At 65.7% G+C, this 15,902-nt stretch carries 17 protein-coding genes and 1 pseudogene; 11 read left to right on the top strand and 7 right to left on the bottom strand.

The genetic code is table 11. The features are described from left to right. The first annotated feature begins 73 nt into the window (after window positions 1-73). The 8 genes from istA (at window position 74) to BM199_RS32835 (ending at window position 6,353) form a co-directional block, all read left to right on the top strand. A complete protein-coding gene (istA, locus tag BM199_RS32865; RefSeq protein ID WP_091679389.1) occupies window positions 74-1,342 on the top strand; it encodes an IS21 family transposase in 1,269 nt (422 codons plus the stop codon). Then, entirely contained in the window at window positions 1,342-2,139 is a 798-nt protein-coding gene (gene istB, locus BM199_RS32860) for an IS21-like element helper ATPase IstB (protein WP_091679392.1), read from the top strand. The genes istA and istB overlap by 1 nt, the downstream gene beginning before the upstream one ends. 810 nt (window positions 2,140-2,949) lie before the next feature. Then, window positions 2,950-4,113 carry a hypothetical protein gene (locus BM199_RS32855; RefSeq protein ID WP_143102004.1) on the top strand — a complete coding sequence of 388 codons (1,164 nt, stop codon included), beginning with the start codon at window positions 2,950-2,952 and terminating at the stop codon, window positions 4,111-4,113. Window positions 4,114-4,245: 132 nt separating this feature from the next. Continuing rightward, entirely contained in the window at window positions 4,246-4,425 is a 180-nt protein-coding gene (locus tag BM199_RS32850; RefSeq protein WP_177242898.1) for a hypothetical protein, read from the top strand. Then, window positions 4,422-5,126 carry a hypothetical protein gene (locus BM199_RS32845; RefSeq protein ID WP_091680051.1) on the top strand — a complete coding sequence of 235 codons (705 nt, stop codon included), beginning with the start codon at window positions 4,422-4,424 and terminating at the stop codon, window positions 5,124-5,126. Before BM199_RS32850 ends, BM199_RS32845 begins: the two co-directional genes overlap by 4 nt. After that, window positions 5,119-5,559, top strand: a complete 441-nt coding sequence (locus BM199_RS33650; RefSeq protein WP_143102003.1) for a hypothetical protein — start codon at window positions 5,119-5,121, stop codon at window positions 5,557-5,559. The genes BM199_RS32845 and BM199_RS33650 overlap by 8 nt, the downstream gene beginning before the upstream one ends. 28 nt (window positions 5,560-5,587) lie before the next feature. Then, entirely contained in the window at window positions 5,588-5,917 is a 330-nt protein-coding gene (locus BM199_RS32840) for a hypothetical protein (RefSeq protein WP_143102002.1), read from the top strand. Window positions 5,918-6,104: 187 nt separating this feature from the next. After that, window positions 6,105-6,353 (top strand): hypothetical protein, encoded by a 249-nt coding sequence (locus BM199_RS32835; RefSeq protein ID WP_091680046.1) that lies wholly within the window; start codon window positions 6,105-6,107, stop codon window positions 6,351-6,353. A gap of 123 nt (window positions 6,354-6,476) precedes the next feature. Here BM199_RS32835 and BM199_RS32830 read toward each other — a convergent pair whose 3' ends face one another. The 3 genes from BM199_RS32830 to BM199_RS32820 all read right to left on the bottom strand — a co-directional run bounded on the left by BM199_RS32830 (window position 6,477) and on the right by BM199_RS32820 (window position 8,887). Beyond that, window positions 6,477-6,698, bottom strand: coding sequence for a hypothetical protein (locus BM199_RS32830; RefSeq protein ID WP_091680043.1), 222 nt, complete (start codon window positions 6,696-6,698; stop codon window positions 6,477-6,479). Window positions 6,699-7,028: 330 nt separating this feature from the next. Beyond that, window positions 7,029-8,327 carry an IS256 family transposase gene (locus tag BM199_RS32825; protein WP_281245778.1) on the bottom strand — a complete coding sequence of 433 codons (1,299 nt, stop codon included), beginning with the start codon at window positions 8,325-8,327 and terminating at the stop codon, window positions 7,029-7,031. A 128-nt stretch (window positions 8,328-8,455) separates the two neighbouring features. After that, complete coding sequence (locus BM199_RS32820; RefSeq protein WP_091680040.1) at window positions 8,456-8,887, bottom strand: NUDIX domain-containing protein; 432 nt, start codon at window positions 8,885-8,887, stop codon at window positions 8,456-8,458. 42 nt (window positions 8,888-8,929) lie between these two features. On the opposite strand from BM199_RS32820, the gene BM199_RS32815 reads away from it, so the two are divergent. Then, window positions 8,930-9,916, top strand: coding sequence for a phosphotransferase family protein (locus tag BM199_RS32815; protein WP_143102001.1), 987 nt, complete (start codon window positions 8,930-8,932; stop codon window positions 9,914-9,916). Here the strand turns inward: BM199_RS32815 and BM199_RS32810 are convergent. From BM199_RS32810 to BM199_RS32795, 4 genes are read right to left on the bottom strand one after another with little or no spacing between them, the layout of a single operon-like run. Beyond that, window positions 9,819-10,553 carry a DEAD/DEAH box helicase family protein gene (locus tag BM199_RS32810; protein WP_177242897.1) on the bottom strand — a complete coding sequence of 245 codons (735 nt, stop codon included), beginning with the start codon at window positions 10,551-10,553 and terminating at the stop codon, window positions 9,819-9,821. The genes BM199_RS32815 and BM199_RS32810 overlap by 98 nt on opposite strands. After that, window positions 10,550-11,599 (bottom strand): phosphoenolpyruvate carboxykinase (ATP), encoded by a 1,050-nt coding sequence (locus BM199_RS32805; protein ID WP_143102000.1) that lies wholly within the window; start codon window positions 11,597-11,599, stop codon window positions 10,550-10,552. Before BM199_RS32805 ends, BM199_RS32810 begins: the two co-directional genes overlap by 4 nt. Continuing rightward, on the bottom strand, window positions 11,596-12,873 hold the full coding sequence (locus BM199_RS32800) for a glycosyltransferase family 4 protein (protein WP_091680033.1): 1,278 nt from the start codon (window positions 12,871-12,873) through the stop codon (window positions 11,596-11,598). The genes BM199_RS32805 and BM199_RS32800 overlap by 4 nt, the downstream gene beginning before the upstream one ends. Then, window positions 12,870-13,859, bottom strand: a complete 990-nt coding sequence (locus tag BM199_RS32795; RefSeq protein ID WP_281245777.1) for an NAD-dependent epimerase/dehydratase family protein — start codon at window positions 13,857-13,859, stop codon at window positions 12,870-12,872. The genes BM199_RS32800 and BM199_RS32795 overlap by 4 nt, the downstream gene beginning before the upstream one ends. A gap of 607 nt (window positions 13,860-14,466) precedes the next feature. On the opposite strand from BM199_RS32795, the gene BM199_RS32785 reads away from it, so the two are divergent. Both BM199_RS32785 and BM199_RS32780 read left to right on the top strand, forming a co-directional pair. Then, a complete protein-coding gene (locus BM199_RS32785; RefSeq protein ID WP_091680025.1) occupies window positions 14,467-15,615 on the top strand; it encodes a helix-turn-helix domain-containing protein in 1,149 nt (382 codons plus the stop codon). A 9-nt stretch (window positions 15,616-15,624) separates the two neighbouring features. Beyond that, window positions 15,625-15,902 (top strand): annotated as a pseudogene (locus BM199_RS32780) (IS701 family transposase); the annotation flags it as partial.

Here is a 15,902-nt window from a genome sequence, read left to right as displayed (position 1 = left end):
TCGATGTCGCCACCGGGTGAAAACTGACCCCGTCTGACCGGCGGAAATCTGACCACCTCCTCATGATCAGGAGGTGTTGACCATGGAGGACTGGGCGGAGATCCGCCGGCTGTCTCGGGCGGAGGGCATGGCGATCAAGGCCATCGCCCGCCGGTTGGGCATCGCGAGGAACACGGTGAAGCGCGCGTTGGCCGCGCATGAGCCCCCTCGCTACGAACGGGCGAGGAAGGGGTCGATCGTGGACGCGGTCGAGCCGCAGGTCAGGGCGTTGCTCCGGGAGTTCCCGGACATGCCTTCGACGGTGATCATGGAACGGATCGGGTGGACACGCGGCAAGACCGTGCTATTCGACCGGATCCAGCAGCTACGACCGTTGTTCACCCCACCCGATCCGGCGTCCCGGACGGAGTACCAGCCCGGCGAGTTGGCGCAGTGTGACCTGTGGTTCCCGCCGGTGGACGTGCCGTTGGGGTTCGGGCAACTCGGCCGACCACCGGTGCTGGTCATGGTATGCGGTTACTCGCGGGTGATGACCGCGAGGATGATTCCGTCTCGCCAAGCCCCGGACCTGTTGGCCGGGCACTGGAGCGTGATCTCCGGAATGGGTCGTGTTCCCCGGAAATTGGTATGGGACAACGAGTCCGCCGTTGGCCAGTGGCGGGGCGGCAAACCGGTACTGACCGAGGCGATGAACGCCTTCCGCGGAACGTTGGGGATCACGGTCATCCAGTGCCGCCCGGCCGATCCCGAGGCGAAAGGCTTGGTGGAACGGGCAAACGGCTATCTGGAGACCTCGTTCTTGCCCGGACGTCGCTTCGGGTCACCGGCGGAGTTCAACCTCCAGTTGGATGAGTGGCTGGTGCGGGCCAACACCCGCCAGCACCGCCGGCTGGGGTGCCGCCCGATCGACCGGTGGGAGGCTGACCGGGCCGCGATGGTGGTCCTGCCGCCGGTCGCTCCAGCGGCCGGGTGGCGGTTGGCGACCCGCCTACCCCGGGATCACTACATACGTCTGGACTCGAATGACTATTCCGTGCACCCGGCCGCGGTCGGCCGTCGGGTCGAGGTGATCGCCGATCTCGACCTGGTGCGGGTCAGCTGCGCCGGTCAGGTGGTGGCCGACCATCCGCGATGTTGGGCTGATCACCAGACCATCACCGACCCCGGTCACGCCCAGGCCGCCGCCATGATGCGGCGAGCACGCCACCTGGCCGAGCACCGGTCGGCGGACACACCGGTCGAGCATCGCGACCTGGCCGACTATGACCGCCTTCTCGATCTGGATGCCCCCGCCTCGTTTGGCGAGAACACCGACAACACCGACCGTAAGGGGGTGGCGTGATGGCCGCCAAGACCGCGAACACCAACGGGCGCAATGTTTCTAGCGAGATCGCCTATCTTGCTCGCGCGTTGAAGGCGCCATCGCTGGCCGGCGCGGTGGAACGCCTGGCCGAGCGGGCACGGGCCGAGTCATGGTCGCACGAAGAGTTCCTGGCCGCGTGTCTGCAACGCGAGGTCGCCGCCCGGGAGTCCCACGGCGGCGAGGGTCGTATCCGAGCGGCTCGGTTCCCTGCCCGCAAGTCGTTGGAGGAGTTCGATTTCGACCACCAACGCTCCCTCAAGCGCGAGACCATCACCCATCTCGGGACGCTGGATTTCGTTGCCGGGAAAGAGAATGTGGTGTTTCTTGGTCCGCCTGGAACCGGTAAGACCCACCTGTCGATCGGTTTGGGTATCCGGGCGTGCCAGGCCGGGCACCGGGTCGCGTTCGCCACGGCCGCCGAGTGGGTCGCGCGTCTGGCCGATGCCCATCACGCCGGCCGGCTTCAGCAGGAACTAGTCAAGCTCGGCCGAGTCCCGTTGATCATTGTCGACGAGGTGGGCTACATCCCGTTCGAGGCCGAGGCGGCGAACCTGTTCTTCCAGCTCGTCTCGTCCCGCTACGAGCGGGCCTCGTTGATCGTGACCAGCAACAAGCCCTTCGGCCGATGGGGCGAGGTGTTCGGCGACGACGTCGTGGCCGCCGCCATGATCGACCGCCTCGTGCATCACGCCGAGGTCGTCTCGATGAAGGGAGACAGCTACCGGCTGAAAGACCGCGACCTGGGCCGCGTCCCAGCAGCCAAAACCAGCGACTAACCAAGATCCATCAACCACGGGAGGTGGTCAGTTTTCACCCGGAACAGGGTGGTCAGTTTTCGAGCGGCGTTGACAATCGAACATCCCCGAAGCATTCGGAGCGCCACTGCGGCCTACAACTGGCCTACGCAACGTCACTTCCAGACTCAACTCCCGCGCGCCATACTCACAGTCTCGTTACTGAGGCGACTCGCAAGGACGTGAACGAATGCTTGGAACGCAAGACTTCGGCACACCAACTGGCCAAGGTCGCGTCCAATAACGCCCCCAAGGGGCCGTGGACGCGAGACTGATCTGTGGCACTTCGGTGGCACTTCAGCTATCAAACGCGCACCTAGCCTCACTCGTTCGAACAATGGCAATGGTGACCAGTCTTCGGGGGCAAGAGTGATCATTTGGTTAAAGGGTGAACACGGGAGGTTCGCGCGCTGTTATTGGTCCCGCCAGCGCATCGGCAAAAGCCACTTCTCGTGCCCGATCCACCCAGCATCATCAATCGGAGATTCAGCCTGCACGCATGGCAAGGGGAGAGTGTCGACCGGGCAGCACTTCACTGAGGGGCAGGAACGGACACGCGGCCCTGCCTCCGCCAATCCTTTACCGAACACAAGGCGATAAGCCGTGTCGGCTTCCGTCAGCCCAACGATGTCCTCACCTCTATCAGCCCAGGCTCATCCCTCGGGGCCTGGTAGCGAGGTGAGGCACGGGGCGGCACGACCATCAGGCGCTTCGACGACTCCCCCTCCTGCCGATGGCCGTGCCGCCCCAATCCCTGCACGCGGGCTAGAGCCAACGCCGCTGGTGATCGTGTTGCCCGCGCAGACCCGGGCGGAGACCGTGGCAGCCGTGGCCGAGTACACCGAGCGCGCGGTCCTGGCAGCGGCACCTGCCCGCTCGGTCAGCACCGTGCTGGTGGACACCAGTGCTGCCGACGATCGCAGGACGCGGTCGTCGTTTCAGGCCGCACGGTTGTGGGGTTCGCGTCTCGAACTGGGAGTCCCCGGAGCCGGGTGGGGTACCGCAGTAGCACGGGGATTGCGACACGCCGCGCAAATCGGCGCCACGGAGGTAGTCCTGGCCGATTCAGCGGTACCTGCGGATCTTGATGCACCGGCCGGACACACCCAGATCGCGTCGGCATTGACGCGACTACGCGCCCAGGAACGGCCAGGAGTGGTGTGCAGCCCGTTGGCCGCTCCGTGGTGGCAGCGTCTGCTGGCCATCCACGTGCTGCGGCCGATGTGCGCCCCCACGCTGGGAGTGACGCTGCTCGATCCACAGGCCCGCACTCTGGTGCTGTCCGGCGCGGCCATACCCGCCGCGCTCTCACCTTCCTGGGGATTGATGCGCATGAGCTGGGAGCGCGGGCACGGCCTGGGTATCTTGGCAGCCGTCTGCCAAGCCGGTCTGAACATCGGACAGACGCTGCCCCGCATCCCGCACCCAGACGTGTTCGCTCGGTCGATGAGGCGAGACCCGCTGGACCGCAACGAGGCTGCTCCCCTGTTGCGGATCGCGCTGCGGATGGCGTCGATCCCCGCAACGGCGCGCGAGCCAGCTCCGGTGGTGCCGTGGGTGGCTGATCTCGGCTTGATTCGGGGGCAGCTTCCGCCACCGGAGGTGTTCACCGCGATGCTGACCCAGTGCGCCCAGGCAGGCCACGGGGCAGCGACGCCTGCGGGAGTAGCCGCGGGCTGGCCCGAGCCGTTGCTGGCCTCATGGCACGCCGCACGCACACTGAGAGCCAATATCCCCGCGCTCACGGAAGGGCTGTGGCTGGCCTACCTGGCGCGACTCGGACCGTGGCTACGCTTCGCCGCCAGCACGGGTGGCTACAGCCCGCCCGCCCGCACGTCGGTGGTGGCGGCGGCGCGCCAGTTCCTGCTGGCCACAGGCACACCGATCGCAGCCGAGCAGACCGCTGACGATTCCTACGGCGAGGACCTCGTCCCGCCGCTTCCCGGCACTGGCTGAGCGTCGCAGGGATCACCGGTCACGTCTCCCGACGCGAAGTACCCAACGAGGAAGGTTCAAATGCCACGACGACATTCAGCACCGGGTGACACCGTGGACTGCACGACGGTCAGCGGTCGCGACTGTGCCGAAGTGTTCACCACCGCAGGCACATGGCTGGCCGACCCTGCACAGGCCGACCTCCAAGTCTGGGGCGCCGAACTCGACCAGCCGCGTCGTAGCGATGCCGAATCCGACACGACTACGTATCTCGACCTGTTCTACACACGTTCCGGCGACGAAGCCCACAGCACCCAGGAACAAGTCGAATGACCACACAGCCCACCCCAGACCGTGTCGTCGCGCGGATCGCGCTGTTCGGAGCACTCGCCAGCGCCTTCCACGGAGCACACCTCTGGGCGGATCACTGGCTGCAGAGGCCGAAAGACGCTGTCCTCAAAGGCTTACACGGCGACGAGCTCGTGTACCCCAGCGACGGCACCCTGGTCTGCGAGGTCGAGGGGCCGCGTGAGGGTGAGGTTCCGGTGCCGGCCTGTGTCGTCGGCCGCCGCGCGACCACCAGTCACGTGCTGACCTACGCCGCCGGGCAACTGGTCGTCACCGAGGCCGTGGCACGCACCCTCGGCATGCGGTCGCCGTGGCGTGCCCGGCTTGTCGGCGCCGCGATCAATTTCGGGACGCACTGGATCATCGACCGCCGCCGCTTCCTGCTGTGGCTGGCACAGCGAGTCAACCACAAGGACACCTTCATCTCGTACGCCACCGTGATGCGCAAACCCGACACCCCGCCGGATACCTCCGGGCCAGGCACTGCGCTCTACGACCTCGACCAAGGACTCCACAAGGCACTGGGGATCGTGGCCGCCGCGGTGACCGCGCGACTTGCCGTCCCCGGGCCGCGTCGCCGACGGCGAGGTGACCCCTGCGAGTCCCCGGCTCCGCCGCTCCAGCAGCCGAGGCCGGGCGGCACCACAGATATCTTCGGCGAAGGCGTGGAGTGGCGCCGTGGGTGAGTCGGTTCCCGATCTCGATTGGGTGCTGGAGAACGTGGAGTTTCGCGATATCGAGCACCACCCGACCTACGGTCCGCTGCTCGAACAACTCCTCGTGAAGCGTTTTCGCGCCAAGATGTCGCAGCGCGCCTTGGCCGACCGGTTCGGCTTTCCTCTCAGCGGTGTTCGCCGAGTCTTGCGCCGCGGCGGTGTGACCACCTGTCCGCAACCTGAGCCCACGGCGACCCCGCCTCCTACCAGCACCGATCTGGACTCGTGTTCCGATCTGGACGCCCCCTGGCCCCTCTGCCGCACGAGAGGAATCTTCAGCGGAAGAGATGACCACGGCACAGCTGTCAGCGGAAACCCTGGGCCGGTTCGCCACAGGCATTGGCGAGGCAATGCGGTTCGAGCGCAATCGTCGGGGGTGGACCCGCAAAGAGATGCGACGTGAGATGGGGACGGGCCGCTCACTACAGACCATGGCGACCCACGAGCTTGGGACCCGGGCGATGTCGCTGTGCCAGTTCATCGAGTACTGCCATGTGCTGGACGTGGCGCCGGGACCGATGGTCGATCGGGTGTACCGCGACGTGGTCGACACACGCGAGAACGCGATAGTCATAGCGGACCTGGACAAGCTCGCCAGGTCCGAGTACCCGAACCTTGCCGCCTGGGCCGAAATCCGGCTGCGTTCCCTTCCCGCGTCCGCCAGAGGAATGTTGCCCCTTCCCCGGCAGGCCCAGGACGCGCTCGCCGCGCTGTGCAAATTCGAGCGGCGTCAACTCCTGGAAATCCTGGGAGCCGCGTAAATGTCCCGCGCAACTAGCCGGTCCTGCGTCGACAAACGTCGGTGGCATGCGCTTCCCGCATCTAGCGCTCTCCAAAGGGGCCGGCCTGGCGGGGTGCCCGAGTGCTCTCCGGTGGCTTCACATGCCCATAGCGACCCGTCAGGTCTACCGGCAGAGTCCCGTCCTCGAGCGGAAGGAGCCAGTGGCGATGAGCGACTGGTTCCTTCCATCGGAAGAGACCGTGCGGTTCCGCCCCGTCCCACCGCCGGAGACGTCGTCCGAGCGGACCGTCCAGTTCCCTGCCATCCCAGGGGAATCCCGAGCGGAGCAGACGACGGACCTGGTTCTGTTCTCCACCCCACGCCCTCGCAAGCTGCACGACTGGATCGCCGCGCAGATGCCTGAACCCGAGCCCGAGTGGCCGACCGTGGACCAGGATTCCCAGGACTACACCTGATTCCACACCAGACACATCGACCGGTGCATGAGACATGCCCCCTCCCGAAGCACGTCTCCGTTAGATTCCGCCAAGGTGACAGCCCCTCGGCTCTACACCCATGCAGGAGACAGGAAGCAGCCGCTACGAATCTCGCCGATCGTGCGACAGGCCTAAGCTGGGTGGCAATTGCCGAACACCGGATCTGCGTCGCCACGTGGCGGCCGATATCCACCCCACCAGCACCAGCACTCCCACCCCCGCCGCAACGAACAGCCCCTCGCGCCAACCCACGAACAGCACCATGAGCGACGCCGGTGTCACGATCGCCAACACCGCCAGCCCGAGTCCTTCGCCGTCGATCACTCCACGACTATAGACCGTCATTCCACATGCGCCCTCATTTGCAACGATCGCGAGAAGCGTTTCTGGCAATGTTTGGTCACGGTGAGAGTGGTTGTCGAACACTCCGCTCAGAGATCAGCGCAACGACATTGCTGCTGCGGCTTCGCAGTAGTAGCAAGGCAACTAATGGGACTCGTGGCGCGTTACCGACGCGCGGACGCCGTCCGCGTACGGATACATCGAGCCACGTCACCAAGATCGCATAGACCCATGAAGTGCAAACGCTAAACCGCCGTCCGGCCGCCCGCTTCGCCGGGGCTGTAACGCGAACGGTGTTTCCGGCCGTGGTTGTCAGTAGGTCTCAGCGCCCGGCCAGCGGTCACTGAAGGTGATCGAGAACGCGTTCAGTGCGGGTTTCCATCGCATCGTCCACCGGGCCTGTCCGGTGCCGGTCGGGTCCAGACTCCGGGTGACCAGGTACAAGCACTTTAGCGCAGCTTGTTCCGTTGGGAAATGACCACGTGCCCGCACCGCGCGGCGATACCGCGAATTCAACGACTCAATTGCGTTCGTGGAGCACAACACGCGACGGATCTCCACGTCATAGTCCAAAAACGGGATGAACTCCTCCCATGCGTTGCGCCACAACCGAATCATCGCGCCATACTTACCACCCCATGTCTCCTCCAGTTCGTCCAACGCGGCCGCCGCAGCGGCCGCGTTCGGTGCCGTGTAGATCGGTTTCACATCCCTCTTCAACGCATCCCAGTCCCGCTTCGACGCGAGCCGGAACGTATTCCGCAGCAAATGCACCACGCACGTCTGCACGATCGCCGCCGGCCACACGTTCCCGACCACCTCGGGCAAGCCTTTCAGCCCGTCGCAGACCACGAAGAACACATCACTCAGACCACGGTTCTTCATGTCCACCAACACTTGCATCCAAAACTTCGCGCCCTCGCCACCCTGGCCCGCCCACAGCCCGAGCACATCCCGGCGACCTTCCAGCGTGACACCGATCGCCGCGTAGATCGGCCGGTTCGCGACCTGACCATCCCGAACCTTCACGTGCACCGCGTCAATGAACACCGCCGCATACACCGAATCCAACGGCCGCGACTGCCATTCGGCCATCTCACCGAGAACCTGGTCGGTGATCCGGGACACCGTCTCCTTCGATACCGACGCACCATAAATCTCGGCGAAGTGCGCCGAAATCTCGCCCGTTGTCAAACCTTTCGCATACAACGACAACACAATCTCATCCACACTGCCCAGCCGACGTTGCCGCTTTTTCACGATCACCGGCTCGAAATTCGAATCCCGATCCCGCGGCACCGCGATCTCCACCTCGCCCACCGCGTCCGAGACCACCGTTTTCGACCGAGTGCCGTTCCGCACGTTCGAACCCGCCCGCGCCGGCTCGGCCCGGTGCTTCTCGTGGCCGAGGTGCTCGGTCATCTCCGCGTTCAACGCCGCCTCGAGGACCGTCTTGGTCAGCTGTTTGAGCAACCCGTCCGGGCCGGTCAGGGCCAGCCCCTGCGCCTGAGCCTGCGCGACCATCGAGGCCGCCAGCTCCTCCTGCGCCGACCGCGGCTTCGCCGCCTTCTTCTTACCCGTCGATCGTGAAGTCACGACATCCAGTGTCATCACACACCGTGCCCATCCCGCCAAGCCCACGCCCGGCGTGTCGGGCCGGAAACACCGTTACTGGGACAGTCCCTGCGCCACTGCAGACTGATACGCGGAGCCGGGAGCGGCGCCAGGCATCTGAATTGCTAGCTGGCCCAGGCGTGCCAGAAGGGGGTTTGTTCGTCAGCAGGGGCCAGGAGGGCGTCCTTGAGCGTGCTTGGTCGCATGTCGGAGTCGGCGAGATCGTCTATGGGGCACCAGTGGAATTTCAGGTGGGCTTCCTGGCTGGTGGGTTCGCTGTCTGCGAGGTCGACCTCGAACACGAAGTTGAGTTCGTGGTGGGTGCTGTCGTCTTCGATGTATCCGTGTTCGACGACACCCAGGAACTTGGTAATTGTGGCCTCGGTCCCGAGTTCTTCCTTGATCTCGCGGATGAGGGCGGGTTCGACCCGCTCGCCGGGTTCCACGTGGCCGCCGGGTAGGAACGACCAGGTTTTCGTGCGTTGCGTGGCGAGTAGTAGGTGTCCGTTTCGTCGGATGACGGCCCTCGCGATGATTTCCGTGGCAGCCGCGCCCATGTGTGGCCTTTCGTGTCGTTGGTGCCTTCTAGTGTCCTGGTTGTGACTGTTGCGGATCTTACGGTCGAGCGGGTAGCGGCTGCGGTGGAGCGGTTGTTGCCGGAGGCGGTTCCCGTTCGTCCTGTGGGCGTGTTGCGTAAGGGGCGTAGCCATGCGTCATGGATGTTGGACTCCGGTCTCGGGCGGCTGGTCGGCAAGGTAGGGCTGCATGGCGACAGGGCTGTCGCCTTACGGCGGCTCGATGAGCATCGTCGGGTGTGGGAGCACGGTGTGCCGGTGCCGAGGTTGCTTGGTTTCACGGCAGCGAGCAGTGTGGTTGGCGACCGGTTGTTGATCGTCGCTGAGTATCTGACCGGTCAGGACGCTGAGGATTCGCGTTCGTTGCCTTCGGGAGTGATGGGTGAGGCGATGTACTCCGCGGGGGCGGCTCTGGCGGGGTTGCACGGCGTTCCAGTGGAGTGCTTCGGGGATTCGGACAGTGGGCTAGACCGCGGTTTCGCCACCTGGGGTGCTGCGGTCTCGTCGCGTGTCGAGTTGCTCGCTCGCGCCTATAGCGAGCGGGGCGGGTCGTTGGATTGGGAGGTGGAGGGTTTGGTCGCCGCTGGCCTGGTGTTGCTGGGTCGGCTTGCCGACGAGGTGTCTGTCGTTGTGCGTCCGGCGGTTGCGCACCTGGATGTGTATTTGCCGAACATCTTGCTCGATGCGGAAGGGTGTTTCCGTGCGTTGCTCGATCTCGAGCATGTTCGCTGGGTCGATCCGGTGATGGACTTCGTGAAACCGGCGATGTGGATGTTCGAGGACCAGCCTTGGTGGGCTGAGCGGTTCGTGTGCGGCTATCGGTCGGTGGGTGGGTGGCCGCAACTGTGGTCTGAACGGTTGGCGGTTGCGACTGGGTTGGAACTGCTGACCGGGGTGAATTACTGGACACGGGTCAGGGACCTGTCGATGCGCGAGGACTATGTGCGTCGGTTGCGGGTGTGGGTGCGGTCGGATGGCGTTGATGGCGTGTGGCCTGCGACGGCGTGGTGATCAGGTCGCTGAGTGCGCGGGCGTGGTCGTCCCAGTCGTCGGTGTCGACCTCCAGGACGTGCAACGGCAGGGGTGAGGTTTTCGCCCACCGCAGCAGCCGGTCCTGGGCGTGTTCGACGTACCTGGTTCGGGCGGCGTCATTTAGTCCGAAGCTGTCAACGTAGGCCGCCCATTTCGGACCTCGATGGACGCGGGTGGATTCGATACATCGGACGAATATCTGCTGCGTCGGCACGCGCAGCATGACCAGGCGCAGGCGTATGGCCGCCAGCCGATGTTCGATGCCGATCAGGGACTGGCGGGGAAGGGGAAGTCGGTAGACGGGAACGTCGAATCCGAGGCCTTCCAGCAGGCAGGTCGGGGTCCATGCGCCTGCGAAGCGGTGGTGTGGCAGAGAACTTGACGTGAATCGATGGTCGAGGTCTTCCAGGAACTCGGTGAGGTTGTTGAGCCATGAGTGGATGGTGGCTGCGTGTTTGGCCGGTGTGCCAGGTGCGTAGGTGTGGGTGGTCAGCGTTGCGGCTTGGGGCAGGGTGATCAGCGATTGGCAGCCCTGGGCAATCAGCTGTGCGGCGAGACGCTGATAGATCGATGTCTTTCCCGCGCCCCACACTCCGGTGAGAACGCAGCCTCTCATGGCTGGCCCTGTGCGATGGTGGCCGCGACTCGGCCAAGCTCGGTGGGATCAGTCCACGAGATCACCTGGACAGGGACGGTGGTCGCGAGCCGTGCCCACCAGGCGTCCGCGTCTAGCGGGGGCTGGGCCGTGAGGCTGGGAAACAGCGGGCGGACACCGAGCCAGTCGTCGGTGAAGAAGTCGTCGGCGCCGAAGTCAAGGTGGTCCCGGATAAACCTGTGATCGGGTGCCGGTGGTTGTTTGTTGGCTGTCCGAGTCAGAATGATCAGCCGTGTGATGGGGGCGGCGGCTGCGGCGGGGACGGCGAGGGCCTGGCTGATCTCCAGCGGGGTCAGCTCGATCTTGCCGTCGACGAGATCACGACCACGAGACAGATCCCGTATCGTCAGTGCGTGGGTCAGTGCCGTCGAACCGTCGATTCCCTGCGGAGTGAATCGCCACGCCAACGGGACACCGACCGCAGACCAGGTGACGTTGTCGCCAGGTGTCAGGACAGTCCGGTCGTTGGCTACTGGGCGTGCGCCATGGTCTTCGATCAGACGGGTCAGGACACTGGTCTTACCTGCTCCCGCGTGTCCGGCGATCAGGACACCGTCGGTGTCGAGGATGGCTGCGCCGGCGTGGACGGATTGTCCGTGTCGGGTCTCGCCGGCGCGCATGATGAGTTGCCGGACGATCCGGACGCCGACGGTGGCGGCGATCTGGTGCTGGTGGGCGACGAGCGAGATGTGGTTGCCCTGGACGGTGATCACGTGGTCGTTTGCTCGTTCTGGTGTCAGGATTTGCTGGCCGTCTGTTGTCCAGATGTGGTAGCGCTGGTTGGGGTGGCTGGTGCGGACCTGTGACGGTGACAGCCGTGTCAACGTCTTCCGGGCCTCGGTGACGGCTGTCTCCTCGGTGTTGATGGTCAGGTCGATGTCACACCGGTGAAGGTCAGGTGTCTCGTACGCGCTGAGGTAGTGCCGCAGGATGGCGTGCACCGGTGTGCTGGCCCTGATTGAACAGGTACAGGTCTGAAGGTCGTAGTGTCCGCTGTCCATCGTCACGGACCTCCCCGTACCGGGCTGGGCTCGTCGGTTCGGGTGCGGTGTAGCCACCGGGTGTGGCCCGGAGCGGTGGTGTCGGGGCTGCCGAGGGCGTTCTGGCTGGTGTGTTCGGCGAGCCAGCGCGGTGTGCCGAGTGGTCCCTGGTGACGCGTGGGGTGGTGTGGTGGCGGTGTCGGAGTGGCGAGCCAGGTGTGGATGTGTCGCAGCAGGTCGGTGGCGATGTGTTGCCAGGACAGTTCCCGCTCGATGCACAGGCGACCGTCGGTACCGATTTCGCGGAGCGCTGTCCGGTCGCGCAGCAACGTGGCGAGCACCGAAGGCCAGGCGTGCAGGTCGTTCTCGACCACCACGCCGGGATGGTCTGGAGGGAGCCCGGTGACGGCTTCCGTGGTACCGAGGACGGGCAGGCCGGCGGCCATGTAATCGAGGACCTTGATCTTCGCACCGGACCCAGCGGGCAACGGTGCCAGTGCGACAGTCGCGTCACGAAGAGCGTGGTTGATCGCGTCGACGCGGCCGGTGAACGTCATCCCCTCGGCGGGGCGTGTCAGCTCTGCTGGTCCACGCCCGATCACACGGACCTGTGTGTTGGTTTCCATCGTGCGCAGTGTCGGCAGGATGGTGGTGCGGATTGCCTCGACCGCGCGGGCGTTCGGTTCGTAGTACAGGTTGCCGACGAACACGAGTGTTCCCGCGTTGACGTCCGGTCCCCAGCAGGTGTGCTGGCGTGGGTCAGCACCGTTGGGCAGCATGGCTGTGCGGGCGGGGTCGATCTGCGACCGTGCCGCGAGGCGAGCTTCGTTCGAGGTGGACACGAGCACGTAGTCGCACGCGTCGAGCGCTGCCCGCTGCACGCTCGCAGAGTGCCGGACCCTCTCCGGTACCTCCCCCAGGCTGAACGCGACAGCGGCGTCGTCGTCATGGACGTCGTAGACCAATCGCGCGCCGAGCGACTGTGCCAGCTCACGACCGATGGCGACGAGTGTCTCGGCCTCGCAGATGGAGAGGAAGTCCACCGAAACCAAGTCGAGGGCACGCGCGAGCCGGTTCGCGGAATAGAAGTCGGCGGGATGGACCAGGAGCACGTCCATCGGCCACTCCGCCGCCGTCCCGTAGTCGGCGCCGCGATCACACAGCACCAGCGTCACTGCGGCGCCCGCACGATGGCTGTGTTCGGCCAGGGCGAGCACGCGGGCCGGCGTACCCGCCAAGGCCCGGCCCCGCCAGAGGTTCGGGGTGTCCAAGAGGAACACCAGACCTGGGGTAGCACTCATGACGCCCTCCGCTCACGTGTCTCTCGGCTGTCGAGGTCGTGGCCCCGGTCCGCGTGGATCGTGCGGCGGATGCCCTCGAGAAGGGGAATGCGCGGCCATCCCGGTACCAGCTCCAGCACGCGACCGGGGGCAGCACACAGAGTCGGGCGCACCTGGCGGCGCAGACGCCCCCGGTCCAGTTGCACATCGATCGGCTGCGCCGTCAGCTCGGCGACGATGCGGACGAGTTCACGTCCCCGCACAGCCGACCCGGTACCGACGTTGACCACGCCGGGCGGCCCGATGGTGAGCAGTGCGAGCAGGGCTTCCGCCGCGTCGTCCACGTACACGAAGTCGCGGGCCGCCTCCAGATCACCCAAGCGCAGGACGGGACCACGACGAAGCTGGCGCAACACCTCCGGGAGAAGATGCGGGTGAGGATCACCGGGGCCGTACACGTTGAACAGCCGGCCGATCATGACCTCGGTTCCGTCCAGCCGATAACCCTGATCGCGGAACAACGTCTCCCCCAGCAACTTCGAACAGCCGTACACCCCACAGGGCCCGACAGGACCGTCCTCGCCATGGGGGTCACAGTCCGGGCGGTAGACGTCGGCCGTAGACGCGAACACCAGACGTCGCGGTGGGACTTGCGCACAGGCGTCGATCAGGTTTTGCGTGCCCAGGACGTTGACCTCCAGCGTCTGTCCCGGAGACCGTTCGCAGTCGGGAATGAAGTGTCGCGCGGCCAGGTGCAGGACACCCCAGGGCCGCTCGGTCGCCATCACCGCTGTCAACTCCGCGCGATGGCGTATATCTGCGACACGAATCGCGACATCCCGGCAACCAGCGAACTCGCCCAACCGGTGAAGAGTCCCGGCGCTGCCGTTGTCAACGGCGATTACCCTGAATCCCGCGCGCCGCAACTGCCGCACCACCGGGACGCCGATCAAGCCGGCTGCTCCCGTGACGAGGACAGTTCGTCCGGATTGCGCAGCCTCGCTCACCTGTCTCCTCCTTTCCCTCTCAGGTCTCCCGATGGAGACGGTTCGTGCCGTGTCGGTGGCCAGAGCCGCGGATGCAGGTCGAGCGGCACCAGATCCGCCACCCGAAGCCCGGCTGCCTGCAGCCGGTACGCCGCGGCGTCAAATCCACCGCACGGCCAGAATCTGGCCGAACACATCGGACATTGGGTCGGATCGGCCGGGGACGGCAGGTGCGCGGTGAGATCGTTGATCGCCTCGGCGAGTCGTCCCGCCGGGCTGTTTACAGCGATGAGCACGGCCACGACCGCTCGCACGTCATCCGCCACCTGCTCAGAACAGACCGACCGTGGCGGCTCTCGTGCGCGTGGGTAGTCGGCGGCCCGTCCGCTTGTACGTCGTGCTGGGCTTCGCCTCGCGCGTCATGTCCGCTCCTCGATCCCGTCGTTTCTCTGAACTCCGTCATGTGGTTCTGTGGAACCTGTCGCGACCTCTCACGGGCGCCGTCTACGGCGACCACCTCATTTGAGCAGCGGCAACATGTGTGTTCGACCCCGAGCCGTGGACACGCAGTACCCGAGTCGTGGACATCGGCGAGCCTGCGGCACCTCGCCTCACTTACGCTGGCCGTATGGCCGGCCCTGACCCCACGCGTTCACCGAACCTCGCGTTGACCGCCCTGCGCGAGTCGCGGGCGTTGTCCCAGCAAGGGCTGGCCGAAGACCTCAACCGCCTCGCGATTACCCGGCACCGCAAGAACCTGACACTGTCCAAGAAATCGGTGTACCGGTGGGAATCCGGCGAAACGGTGTCGCCGACGCGGTTCTATCAGCAGTTGCTCGCCGAATACTTCGACGTGGAGATCAGCCAGCTCGGCTTCCTCCGCCCGCACCACGTCCGGACAACACCGGACGAGGCACCCGGTTTCGATCTGAACACCGCAACGACGGACGTGGCGCCGGAAGTCGTCCGCGACCAGCAACGGTGGCTCGCCACCCGCACCGCGCTCGGCGCCTCACGCCGCCGGCTGGCGGTCATCGCCGAAGGGCTCTACCCCGACCACCGGCTCCCCGACCTGAAGAACACGGGCGTCATCGCCCACCCGGCGGGGATACCCGAGAAACCTCTCCCACTGACCGACGTGTCCCTCATCCTCGACTCCGCCGCAGCGCTACCCGCCGTCACCGGCGGGGAACCGCAGTCCGCCACCGTACGACCGCTCGTCACCCCGGGACAGCGACACCGCCGCTACCACGACGCCATCCGCGAACTCGCCGCACCCAGGCTGTTCGAGAACCGGCTGTGCTTCCGGCTCACCGACCTCGACCTGTCGTCTAGCACCCTCTGGATGAACTTCGGGCACATGGGGTTCTTCGACTCCCTGGACACCAACGAAGCCCTCGCCCACGAAACCGCCCACCATCATCTCGCCCGAGACCATCAGGACCGGCTCACCACAACGAAACCATCCTGGCGAGGACTGACATTCCGCAAACTGATCGGGAACCCGTTCGACCTGACACGCCGCCCCCTCATGGGCGCCGTCGGCACCCTCACCCTCCGCGGCGGTGACTCCCCCAGCGTCGTGCTACACCAACGCGACGGCGAACGCGTCGCCGGCGGAGGCGGCATGACACACCTGCTGCCCGCTGGCATCTTCCAACCTTCCAGCGTCATCCCCGCCGGGATCACCGAAGACTTCTCCCTCTGGCGCAACATACAACGAGAATTCGCCGAAGAACTCCTAGTACTGCAACGGCAGTTGGTCGTCGTGTGGTAGATCATCGTTGTGGTGGTCGATGTGGTGATGGGGCAGCTGGATCGGGTTCATGATCGGATCGCGGGACGGTTCAGGCGGTCGGAGCCGCGGGGCCGGGCTCGGGAGTATGTGTCCGGGCTGGTCGCGGGGTTGGAGCGGAAGAACGGCTGGACACTGGCGGAGCAGTCCGGTGAGGTGTCTCCGGATGGGATGCAGCGGTTGTTGCGCTGGGCGGACTGGGACATCGACGGGGTGCGTGACGACGTGCGGGACTACGTGGTCGAGCATCTCGGCGAGCCGGGCGGCGT

The sequence above is a fragment of the Amycolatopsis marina genome (assembly GCF_900111885.1).
In the GTDB taxonomy this organism is placed as follows: Bacteria; Actinomycetota; Actinomycetes; order Mycobacteriales; family Pseudonocardiaceae; genus Amycolatopsis; species Amycolatopsis marina.
Note: the sequence above shows the minus strand (reverse complement) of the source record. Positions and strands in the feature narration are given on the sequence as shown.